Here is an 11,448-nt window from a genome sequence, read left to right on the forward strand (position 1 = left end):
AGCAGAGGAGTGACCATCGTGGACCGCCTGAGCGCGACCGACGCAGGCTTCTACTACGCGGAGAGCGAGAACGCGCCGCTGCACGTGGGCTCCGTGGCCGTCTTCGAGGGGCCGGCGCCGTCCTACGGCGACCTCGTGCGGCTGCTGCTGAGCAAGATGCCGCAGGTGCCGCGCTACCGGCAGCGGGTGCGGGAGGTGCCGCTCAACCTGGGCCGCCCGCTGTGGGTCGACGACCCGCACTTCCAGATCCTCTACCACGTGCGGCACACCGCGGTGCCCAGGCCGGGCGGTCCCGAGCAGCTGCGCAACGTCGCCGGGCGGGTGCTCGGCCAGCGCCTCGACATGGCCAAGCCGCTGTGGGAGGTGTGGCTGGTCGAGGGCCTCGAGGACGACCGGTGGGCGGTCATCTCCAAGGTCCACCACTGCATGGTCGACGGCATCGCGGGCACCGACCTGATGCAGGTCGTGTTCGACCTCGACCCGAACGCCGAGCACACGGCGCCGCGCGAGTGGGCGCCGCAGCGCACCCCCTCGGGGCTGGCCATGGTGGCCGGCGCGCTCACCGAGACCGCCACCGCACCGCTGCGCCAGCTCACCAGCGGCCCCAGCGCCGTCACCGAGGGCGCGAAGGGGCTGGTCGGCAGCGTCCGGGCGGCGGCCTCGACGCTGCCCGCGCTGGCCAGGCAGGCGCTCACCCCGGTGGCCCGCACGCTCACCGGCCCGATCGGCCCGCACCGCCGGTGGGCGTGGGCCGACGCCCAGTTCGACGAGCTGAAGGCGGCGCGCACCGCGCTCGGCGGCACCGTGAACGACGTCGTCCTGACCGCGATCACCCGCGGCTTCCGCGACCTGCTCACGAGCCGCGGCGCGCTCGGTGCCGACACCGTCGTCCGCACGATGGTGCCGATCTCGGTCCGCAAGGAGGGCGAGCGCGGCTCCCTGGACAACCGGGTGACCGCCGTCTTCGTCGACCTGCCGGTGGGCGAGGCCGACCCGGTGGCCCGGCTGGCCGCGGTCCGCCGGCAGATGGACGACTACAAGAAGACGCTGCAGACGGTGGACGCCCGCTCGATCATCGCGATGGGCGACTTCGTCTCGCCGACGCTGCTCGCCCTCGGCGTCCGGGCCTCCATGCAGACCGGCCAGATGTGGTGCCAGGCGGTGACCACCAACGTGCCCGGCCCCCGCGTGCCGCTCTACCTGCTCGGCAGGCGGATGGTCTCCGCGCACCCCTACGTCCCCATCGCCGGCGGCACCCGCATCTCGATCGGCATCTTCAGCTACCTCAACTCGATGACGTTCGGGATCAACGCCGACTTCGACGCCTTCCCCGACGTCGGCGTCCTCGCCGAGGGCATCCGCCGCGGCGTCGACGAGCTGGTCGACCTCGCCGGCAAGCAGGCGGCCACCGCCGCCCGGTGACGTCGCCGGCGTCCTCCCGCGGTGACCTGGTTCACCCGTGAGGACGCCGGGTAGCGGAACGCGGGTGACCGCTCCCGAGACCGACCTGACCGTCGCCGTCACCGGCCCCACCGGCACCTTCGGCGAGGGCCTCGTCCCGCTGCTCCAGGCCGACGACCGGATCGGACGGGTCGTGGGCATCGCCCGCCGTCCCTTCGACCCGGCCGCCCGCGGCTGGACGAAGATGACCTACCGCCGCGGCGACGTCCGCGACGCCGACGCGCTGCGCGAGGCCTTCGCCGGGGCCGACGTCGTCGTGCACCTGGCCTTCCTCATCACCGGCAACTCCTCCCGGCAGACCACCCGCGCGATCAACGTCGACGGCACGCTCAACGCCTTCCGCGCCGCCGCGGCGGCCGGGGCGCGCCGGTTCGTCTACGCCTCCTCGGTGGCCGCCTACGGCTTCCACCCGGACAACCCGGTCGGCATGACCGAGGAGTGGCCGGTCCGCCCGGCCGCGAAGCTGTTCTACGCGCAGGAGAAGGCCGAGCTCGAGCAGCTGCTGGAGGCCGAGGCGGCCCGGCAGCCGGAGACGTCGCTGTACATGCTGCGCCCGCCGGTGGTCCTCGGCCCGCACACCGTCGGCGCCAAGGACGTGCTGCCCGGCCCGCTGGCCCCGCTGGGCCGCCGGCTGGCCGAGCAGAGCACCCGGCGGCTGCCGGTGCCGGTCCCCGCGTTCGTCCCCGCCCTGCCGCTGCAGTTCGTCCACGAGGACGACGTCGGCTCGGCGCTGCTGCAGTGCGTGGTCGCGGCCGGCCCGCCCGGGGCCTACAACATCGCCGGCGACGGCGTGCTCACCGCCGCCGACGTCGCCCGGGAGTACGGCGCGATCCCGCTGCCGCTGCCGGCCGCCCCCGCCCAGCTCGCCGCGCGCGTGGTGTCCCGGCTGCCGTTCCTGCCGCCGGTCGCCGAGTGGGTGGAGGCGGCGAGCCACCCGGCGATCATGGACACCACCAAGGCCCGCGAGGAGCTCGGCTGGCAGCCGCGGTACTCCGGGCTGGAGGCGCTGCGGGCCACGCTGCGCTCCCGCTGACCGGACTACCGCGAACGGCGGCGGCGCGGCAGGCTCGGCCCCCACCCCGACCCGCCGGCCCGGCCGGCGCCCTGCACGGGGCCGCGGTGAGGGCGAGCAGACGACGGGCCGGGCAGACGGGCCCCGAGGAGAGGTGCGCATGACCCCGCTGGTGGACACCGACGTCCCGCTGATCGTGCTGGTCGACGCGGACAGCGAGGTCGAGCGGCGCCTGGTCGCCGAGGCCCTGCCCTCCGCCGACGGCGGCACGCTCACGGTCCTGCCGCTGCGGGGCGGGCCCCTGGCCGCACCGCTGTCGGCCGCCGACCCCGACACGGTGGTGACCGCGGTGCGCGTGGCCTGGGCCCCCCGCCGGGCGGCCGGTCGCGAGCGGAGCCGGACCCGGCGGGGCCGGCTGCAGGCCGCCGCCCCGTCGCTGCTGCGCCGTCCCCCGGCGGCGCTGCAGGGGGCCGTGCTGCGCCGGGACCCCGGCCGCGCGCGCGTGGTCGTCGCCGAGCCCGCCACCGTCGCCGAGCTGTCCGGGCGCTGGGACGGCACCGGGTCGCTGGCCGGCTTCGTCGCCCACCAGGCGGGCCTGGCCCTCGACCGGGCCGAGCGGGGCGTCGTCGGTGACCGGGTCAAGGTGCCGCGGCACGTCACCGAGGCGATCGGGAACAGCCCCGAGTTCCGCCGGGAGGTCGCGGCGCTGGCCGAGCGGCTCGAGCGCCCGGAGGAGGAGGTCCTCGCCGAGGCGGTCGAGGACCTCGACGGCCTGGTCGCCGCGATGGACCCGGTCGCGATCGAGCTGTTCACCGGCCTGCTGCGGCCGGTGCACTCCCGCGCCTGGGACGTGCAGGTCGACGCCGCCCGGCTCGACGGGCTGCGCGAGCTCAACCGGCGGTACCCGCTGGTGTTCCTGCCGAGCCACCGCTCCTACGTCGACCCGCTGGTGCTCGCCGACGTGCTCGCCGCGCACGACTTCCCGCGCAACCACGTGCTCGGCGGGGACAACCTGCGCTTCTGGCCGGTCGGGCCGCTGGCCAAGCGCGCCGGGCTGGTGTTCATCCGGCGCAGCTTCGGCGACGACCAGGTCTACAAGCTCGCCGTCCGCGAGTACTTCGCCTTCCTGCTGGCCAAGCGGTTCAACCTCGAGTGGTACATGGAGGGCGGCCGCTCGCGCACCGGCAAGCTCCGTCCGCCCCGGCACGGGCTGCTGCGCTTCGTCGCCGACGCCGTCGAGGGCGGCCGGGTGGAGGACGCCTACGTCGTCCCCGTGTCGATCACCTACGACCAGCTCCGCGAGGTATCGGGCATGGCCGCCGAGCAGGGCGGTGCGGCCAAGCGCGGGGAGGGGCTGTCGTGGATGGCCTCCTACATCCGCGAGCAGGTGCGCACACCCCTGGGCACGGTGCACGTCGGCTTCGCCGCGCCGCTGTCGCTGGCGGCCGCGCTGCGCAACGGCGCCGACCCGGCCGACCCCGACGCGCGCCGGCTGACCCTGCAGAAGGTGGCCTTCCAGGTCGCCGTCGGGATCAACTCGGTCACCCCCGCGACGGCGACGGCGCTGGTCACCCTCGCCCTCCTCGGCGTCCGCGACCGCGCCCTCACCCTCGCGCAGGTGCAGCGGGTGCTCGAGCCGCTGCTGGCCTACCTCACCGAGCGGCAGCTCCCCCACTCCGGCGCGCCCCTGCGCACCGCCCCCGGCGTCCGGCGGGTGCTCGGTGCCCTGGCGCAGCAGGGCGTCGTCACCGTGTACGAGGGCGGGGAGGAGCCGGTCTACGCCATCGAGCGGGGCCAGCACCTGGTCGCGGCCTTCTACCGCAACAGCGCCATCCACCACGTCGTCGACCGCGCGATCGCCGAGCTGGTGCTGCTGCGCGACCCGGTCGACCGCTGGGACGAGGCCTTCCGGCTGCGCAAGCTGCTGGAGTTCGAGTTCTTCTTCCCCGAGCGCGACGCCTACCGCGAGCGCCTGGCCGCCGAGCTCGGGCAGCTGGACCCGCAGTGGGAGACCGCCGACGGCCGCGACGTGCTGTGCCGGGCGCCGCTGCTGGTGGCCCACCGGGTGCTGCGGTCGTTCGTCGACGCGCAGCTGGTGGTGGCCGAGCGGCTCGCCGCGCGCGACCCGCGGACGCCGGTGGTCGAGCCCGACTTCCTCGCCGAGTGCAGCGGCGTCGGCCAGCAGATGCTGCTGCAGGGCCGGCTGCACGGCCCCGAGTCGCTGTCCCGCGAGCTGTTCGCCGGCGCCCTGCGGCTGGCCGCCAACCTCGACCTGGTCGACCCCGGTCGCGAGGAGCTGGCCCGCCGCCGGCAGGAGTGGGCCGCTCAAGTCAGGGACGTCGTCGGCCGAGTAGGAGTGATCGACGAGTTGGACGCCGCGTCGCGGCGGGAGAGCGTGGGGGTGGAGCCGTGACGGCCGACGAGGAGACGGCGACCGGCGGCGGGCTGGGCCAGCAGGCCGCGGCGATGGCGCGGGCCGGCGTCTGGACCGAGGAGCAGCTCATCGCCGACGTCGACGCCGCGCCGCGCGGCCCGCGGGTCGGTGCGTTCTTCGACTTCGACGGCACGGTGATCGACGGCTACTCGCTGGCCGCCTTCGCCCGCCACCACCTGCGCTCGCTGCAGGTGACGCCGGCGGCGATGGGCGAGCTGCTGCTCAACGGCCTGCGCGGGGTCACCAGCGAAGAGGACTTCGAGCGCTTCACCGTGGCCGGCATGCGCGCGTGGGCCGGCCGCAGCGAGGACGAGCTGGTCGAGCTCGGCGAGCGGCTGTTCGTCCAGGGCATCGCCGGCTCGCTGTTCCCCGAGGCGTGGCGCCTGGTCACCGCCCACCTGCAGGCCGGGCACACCGTCGTCCTGGCCTCGTCGGCCACCCGCTTCCAGGTCGAGCCGGCCGCGCGCGCCCTCGGCGTGCAGCACGTGCTGGTGTCGCCGGTGGAGATCGTCGACGGCGTCTGCACCGGGCGCCCCGGCGGGCCGCTGCTGTGGCGCAAGGGCAAGGCCGCGGCCGTGCGCTCCTTCGCCGAGGAGCACGGCATCGACCTGCTGCAGAGCTACGCCTACTCCAACGGCGACGAGGACGTCCCCTTCCTGCGCACCGTCGGCCGCCCGCGGGCGCTGAACCCCGGCAGGGGCCTGACCGCGGCGGCGCGCCACTACTCGTGGCCGGTGGCCCGCTTCCGCCGCCGGGGCACCACCTCCCCGGTCGACCTCGCGCGCACCGTGGCCGGGGTCGGCGGCCTGTTCGGCGGGTTCGCCACCGGGCTGGCCGTGGGCGCGCTGAGCGGCTCGCGGCGCGAGGCGGTCGACCTCGGCATCACCCTCGCCGGTGAACTCGGCAGCGCGCTGGCCGGTGTGCGGCTCGACGTCCAGGGTGCCGAGCACCTGGCCACCCGCCCGGCGGTCTACCTGTTCAACCACCAGAGCCAGCTCGACGTCCTGGTGCTGGCCAAGCTGCTGCGCGGCGGCTTCACCGGCGTGGCCAAGAAGGAGCTGGCGAGGACGCCGGGGTTCGGGCTGGCGTTCCGGCTGGCCGACGTCGCCTTCGTCGACCGCGGCGACCCCGCCCAGGCCCGCAAGGCGCTCGAGCCCGCCGTCGAGCGGCTGCGCGAGGGCATCTCGCTGGTCATCGCCCCCGAGGGCACCCGGTCGGCGACCCCGACCCTGGGGGCGTTCAAGAAGGGCGCCTTCCACGTCGCGATGCAGGCCGGCGTCCCGATCGTGCCGATCGTGCTGCGCAACACCGGCGAGCTCATGTGGCGGGGGGCGGCGACCATCCACCCCGGCGTCGTCCAGGTGCGGGTGCTGCCGCCGGTCCCGACCGACGGCTGGACCGTCGAGGACCTCGACGAGCGCGTGGCCGAGGTGCACGACCAGTACCTGCGCACCCTGGCCAACTGGTCGGGGCGCAGCGAGCAGCCCGTCGTGTCCGAGGAACCCACCGCCGACGCCGGTCCCCCGGTGCCGGCCCCGCCGCTGGACTGGGGCAGCGCGCCGGAGATGAACCCGCTGGAGACGGCGATGTGGCGGGCCGAGGCCGCCGACCCGCGGCTGCGCGCCAACGTGGCCCTGCTCGAGCTGCTCGACCCGGCGCCGGACTGGGAGCGGCTGCGTGCCGCGCACGAGTGGGCCTCGCGGATGGTGCCGCGGATGCGCCAGCGCGTCGTCGAGCCGGCGCTCGGCATCGGCACGCCGCGCTGGGCGACCGTGGCCGGGCTCGACCTCGACGCGCACGTGCGGCACGTCCGCCTCGAGGCGCCGGGCTCGATGCGCCAGCTGCTCGACGTCGTCGGCGAGTTCGTCTCCGCCCCGCTGGACCGCGACCGCCCGCTGTGGCAGGCGATGCTGGTCGAGGGCCTGTCCGACGGCCGGGCCGGTTACGTGGTCAAGACCCACCACAGCACCACCGACGGGCTCGGTGCCGTGCAGCTGATGAGCCGGCTGCACAGCCGCACCGCCGAGCGCGACCCCGCCCGCCCCGAGCCCCCCGTGCCGACGCCGGACGACGACGTCTCCCGCACCGCGCTGCTCACCGAGCAGCTGGTCGGGACGGCGCGCTCGGCGCCCCTGGCCCTGCTGCGCCGCGGCGTCGGCGCGCTGGGCAGCGCCACCCGCCCGTGGGACGCCGTCACGTCCGTGCTGGACTCGGCGAGGTCGGCCACCCGCACGCTGGCGCCGCCGGGGCCGGGCTCGACGCTGCTCACGCCCCGTGGCGGCGGCTGGCACCTGGAGGTCCTCGAGGTCCCCCTCGCGGACCTCAAGGCGGGCGCCAAGGCGGCCGGCGGGTCGCTCAACGACGGGTTCCTCGCCGCGATGATCGGGGGCTTCCGCCGCTACCACGAGCGGCACGGGGCACCGCTGGGCACGCTCGCCGTCGGGATCCCGATCAGCCTCCGGGCCCAGGACGCCCCCGAGGGCGGCAACCGGTTCACCGGCGCCCGCTTCCCCGCGCCCCTCGACGAGGCCGATCCCGCCGTCCGCATCCGGACCATCCGCGAGTTCGTCCTGTCCGTGCGCGGCGACAGCGGCTCCAGCGTGATCAACGACCTGCTGGCGCCGACGCTCAGCTGGCTGCCCGCCCCGGTGATCGGCGCCGTCTCCGGTCAGCTGACCAGCGCCAACGACGTCCAGATCTCCAACGTGCCGGGCGTGACCCACCCCGTCTACATCGCCGGCTCGCGGATCAAGCGGATGTACCCGTTCGGCCCGCTGCCCGGCTGCGCGGCGATGATCACGCTGCTGTCGCACGAGGAGCAGTGCTGCATCGGCGTCAACGTCGACGCGGCCGCCGTCACCGACCCCGCGGGCCTGGTGGCCGACCTGCAGGCCGGCCTCGACGAGGTCGTCGGGCTCGGCCGCTGACGCCCCGCCCGGCGGGGGCGTGGACGGCGCCCGCCAGGTGTACCGGGCACCTCCTGCGGTACTGCACCGGGTTGTAACGCCCGTCACAGTCCAGGAGCGGCCATGAGCTTCAACCTCGCCACCATCCTGCGCGAGTCGACCCTCGCGAGACCCGAGCACCCGATGCTCCGGCTCGGCTCGCTGACGCTCACCTACGGGCAGGTGGACCAGCTCTCGGCCCAGGTCGCGGCGGGGCTGCGGGCCGCCGGCCTGCACCGCGGGGACACCGTGGCCCTGCAGCTGCCCAACGTGCCGCAGTTCGTGCTCGCCTACTTCGGCGCGCTCCGGGCCGGGATGACCCTCGTGCCGCTGAACCCGCTGCTCAAGGCGCCCGAGGTGGCCTACCACCTGTCCGACAGCGGGGCCCGGGTGCTGATCACCTTCGACGCGTTCGCCGACGAGGCGGTCAAGGGCGCGGCCGAGGCCGGCGACGTCCGCGTGTACGTCGTCTCGGTGCCCGGCGGCCCGGAGGCACCCGCGGACACCACCCCGTTCGACACGCTGGTCGCCGACGGCGCGGGCGCCGACCCGGCCGACGTCGAGCAGATGTCCCCCGACGACACCGCGGTGATCATCTACACCAGCGGCACGACCGGCCGGCCCAAGGGCGCCGAGCTCACCCACTTCCAGACGTTCATGGCCGCCACCGTCGCCGCGGACACCTTCGACTACCACGACGACGACGTCGCCATGGCCGTGCTGCCGCTGTTCCACGTCTTCGGGCTCTCCAGCGTCATGAACAGCGCCATCCGCGCCGGCGCGACGCTGGTGCTGGTGCCGCGGTTCGAGGTGGGCGCCGTGCTCGACGCGCTGGAGGAGCACCAGGTCACGGTGTTCTGCGGGGTGCCGACCATGTTCGTCGCGCTGATGCACGCCGACCTCACCGGCCGCGACGTCTCCTCGCTGCGCGTCTGCGTCTCCGGCGGCGCCTCGATCCCCGGCGAGGTGCTCCGTGGCTTCGAGGCCGCGTTCGGCGGCGCGGTGGTCCTCGAGGGCTACGGGCTGTCGGAGACCTGCGCGCTGGCCACCTTCAACCGCAGCGCCGAGGACCGGCGGGTCATGTCGATCGGCAAGCGGCTGTGGGGCTGCGAGGTGCGCGTCGTCGACCCCGAGGACCGCGAGCTGCCCCCGGGGCCGGAGCACGTCGGGGAGATCGTGCTGCGCGGGCACAACATCATGAAGGGCTACCTCGGCCGGCCCGAGGCCACCGCCGAGGCGATGCGGGGCGGCTGGTTCCACACCGGCGACCTCGGCCACCGCGACGAGGACGGCTTCTTCTACATCGTCGACCGCAAGAAGGACCTGGTCATCCGCGGCGGGTTCAACGTCTACCCGCGCGAGATCGAGGAGGTCCTGCACGCCCACCCGGCGGTGCGCGAGGCCGCCGTCATCGGCAAGCCGGACGAGCGGCTCGGCGAGGAGGTCGTGGCCTACGTCAGCCTGCGCCCGGGGAGCTCGGCCGAGCCCGGCGAGGTCATCGGCTTCTGCAAGGAGCGGCTGGCGGCCTACAAGTACCCGCGCGAGGTGTTCGTCGTCGACGAGCTGCCCAAGGGGCCGAGCGGGAAGGTGCTCAAGACCGAGCTGCGCAGCCGCTGACGGCCCGGCCTGGCCGCCTCCCGCGCGCGGGAGGCGGCCAGGTGGGTCAGGCGCGCGAGCCGGTGACGACGGCGTGGTCCAGCCACTCGAGGAGGAGGCGGGCCAGCCGGTCGGGCACCTGCAGCTGCGGGACGTGCCCGACGCCGGGGAGCTCCTCGTAGCGCCACTCCGGGTGCTGGCGGGCCACCTCGCGGGCGGCGCCCACGGGCACCAGCCGGTCGCGGTCGCCGTGCACGAGCAGGACCGGGCTGGTGACCCGCGCCATCGCCGACCGGTAGCGGCGCGGGTCGAGCAGGATGCGCAGCAGCGAGCGGGCCGCCGACAGGAACGCCCGGTCCATGCCGGCGACGTCCTCGCGCTGCTCGAGCAGCGCCACCGCCCGGTCCACCACGGGAGCCGGCAGCTCGTCGGGGTCGACGCCGACCAGCCGGAGCATCTCGCGCACCCGCGTCAGCGGCGTCTGCCGCGAGCGCCGCAGCAGCAGCACCCGCTCCCCCAGCCCCGGGACGGCGTAGAGCGCGAAGGTCAGCGCGACCATCCGGTCGAGGCGGCGGCGCCCACCCGGCAGCGCGGGGTCGAGCAGCACCAGCCCGGAGACCAGGTCGGGGGTGGCCGCGGCGGTGAACAGCGAGAGCATCCCGCCCATCGAGTTGCCCACCAGCACGGCCGGCTCCCCGACGACCTCGCGCAGGAAGTCCTGCAGCACGCCGACGTTGGCCTGCACGGTGGTGCGCCGCTGCCCGGGCTCGCTGCGGCCGAAGCCGGGCAGGTCGAGGCCCCACACCCGGGCCGACGGCGTCAGCAGCGGCGCGAGCAGGTCCCAGTTGCCGTGCGAGCCGCCCAGGCCGTGCACCAGGACGACGGCCGGGCCGTCCTCCGCGCCGCCGTAGTCGACGACGTGCACCGGACCGCCGAGGTCCACCGTCGTGCTCGTCCCGGGCGCCTGCGCGTCGTCCACCCCGTGCTCCTCCTGCCGTGCGGGCGGCGCCGGTCCGGCGCCCTCCGTACGGTTCCACGCCCTCCCGCGGGTCGCCCGGTGGGACCGGTGCGGCGGCTGTGGCGCGGACCACGTTCCGTGTATCAGGGCTCCCGCGCGCCGACTCGGACAGGTGTGGGCGGGGCGCCACGGTGGTACCCGCGAGTAGCGATGGCGGGCCGGCCGCCGGCGAGGAGGACCACGTGGCGCACCAGGACACCGACGGGCCGAGCCTGCCGCTGTACCTCACCGAGATGAACCGGGCGATGGCCGACTACGGGCTCTACCTGGCGGCCAGACCGTTGCTGGCCCGGCTGCCCGTCGGCGACGGCCACCCCGTGCTCGTCCTCCCCGGCCTCCTCGCCGACGACGTGTCCACCCGCGTGCTGCGCCGGACCCTGCGCCGGCTGGGCTACCGCGTGCACGGCTGGCGCCTGGGCCGCAACATCGGCCCGACCGCCGAGTGCGTGGAGGGCATGAGCAGGCGGATCGACGACCTCAGCGACCGCTACGGCCGGCCGATCAGTCTGGTCGGCTGGAGCCTGGGCGGGATCTTCGCCCGCGACCTGGCCCGCAAGACGCCGGACTCGGTGCGCCAGGTGATCACCCTCGGCAGCCCCTTCGCCCTGCAGCGCGACACCCAGACGCGGGCCAACAAGGCCTTCGAGCGGTACTCGCACCTGCACGTGGAGAAGCGCACGCTGCCGCTGCAGAGCGAGTCCACGCCGCTGCAGGTCCCGGCCACCTCGATCTACTCCCACCACGACGGCATCGTCGCCTGGCAGGCCTGCCTGGACCGGCTCTCGCCGCAGACGGAGAACATCGCCGTCTACGCCAGCCACCTGGGGATGGGCCACAACCCGGCGGTCATCTACGCGGTGGCCGACCGGCTGGCTCAGCCCGAGGGCACCTGGCGGCCGTTCAAGCCGCCGCTGGCGCTGCGCCCGGCCTTCCCGCGCGCCGACGTCCCGCAGCCCTCGTTCACAGCGGCCGCCGCGGCCTG

At 75.3% G+C, this 11,448-nt stretch carries 7 protein-coding genes; 6 read left to right on the plus strand and 1 reads right to left on the minus strand.

Annotated elements, in window-relative coordinates:
• The first annotated feature begins 18 nt into the window (after positions 1-18).
• The 5 genes from ABQ292_RS15825 to ABQ292_RS15845 all read left to right on the plus strand — a co-directional run bounded on the left by ABQ292_RS15825 (position 19) and on the right by ABQ292_RS15845 (position 9,469).
• The gene (locus ABQ292_RS15825) at positions 19-1,422 is read left to right on the plus strand and encodes a WS/DGAT/MGAT family O-acyltransferase (RefSeq protein WP_369208056.1); all 1,404 of its coding nucleotides are present in this window, start codon (positions 19-21) and stop codon (positions 1,420-1,422) included.
• Positions 1,423-1,486: 64 nt separating this feature from the next.
• A complete protein-coding gene (locus ABQ292_RS15830) occupies positions 1,487-2,494 on the plus strand; it encodes an NAD-dependent epimerase/dehydratase family protein (protein ID WP_369208058.1) in 1,008 nt (335 codons plus the stop codon).
• 139 nt (positions 2,495-2,633) lie between these two features.
• Positions 2,634-4,886 (plus strand): glycerol-3-phosphate 1-O-acyltransferase, encoded by a 2,253-nt coding sequence (locus ABQ292_RS15835; RefSeq protein ID WP_369208060.1) that lies wholly within the window; start codon positions 2,634-2,636, stop codon positions 4,884-4,886.
• Positions 4,883-7,834 carry a wax ester/triacylglycerol synthase family O-acyltransferase gene (locus ABQ292_RS15840; RefSeq protein WP_369208062.1) on the plus strand — a complete coding sequence of 984 codons (2,952 nt, stop codon included), beginning with the start codon at positions 4,883-4,885 and terminating at the stop codon, positions 7,832-7,834. The genes ABQ292_RS15835 and ABQ292_RS15840 overlap by 4 nt, the downstream gene beginning before the upstream one ends.
• Before the next feature lie 102 nt (positions 7,835-7,936).
• Entirely contained in the window at positions 7,937-9,469 is a 1,533-nt protein-coding gene (locus ABQ292_RS15845) for a long-chain-fatty-acid--CoA ligase (RefSeq protein WP_369208064.1), read from the plus strand.
• Between the two features lie 46 nt (positions 9,470-9,515).
• Here ABQ292_RS15845 and ABQ292_RS15850 read toward each other — a convergent pair whose 3' ends face one another.
• Positions 9,516-10,427, minus strand: a complete 912-nt coding sequence (locus ABQ292_RS15850; protein WP_369208066.1) for an alpha/beta fold hydrolase — start codon at positions 10,425-10,427, stop codon at positions 9,516-9,518.
• A 221-nt stretch (positions 10,428-10,648) separates the two neighbouring features.
• Between ABQ292_RS15850 and ABQ292_RS15855 the strand changes: the two genes are divergently transcribed.
• A partial coding sequence (locus ABQ292_RS15855; protein ID WP_369208068.1) for an esterase/lipase family protein occupies positions 10,649-11,448 on the plus strand: 800 nt, incomplete at its 3' end.

It is taken from the genome of Geodermatophilus maliterrae, from assembly GCF_041018925.1.
Classification (GTDB): domain Bacteria; phylum Actinomycetota; class Actinomycetes; order Mycobacteriales; family Geodermatophilaceae; genus Geodermatophilus; species Geodermatophilus maliterrae.

Coding starts and splice junctions, on each gene's coding strand:
- ABQ292_RS15835 (WP_369208060.1), top strand. CDS start 2,634: ATGACCCCGCTGGTGGACACCGACGTCCCGCTGATCGTGCTGGTCGAC.
- ABQ292_RS15845 (WP_369208064.1), top strand. CDS start 7,937: ATGAGCTTCAACCTCGCCACCATCCTGCGCGAGTCGACCCTCGCGAGA.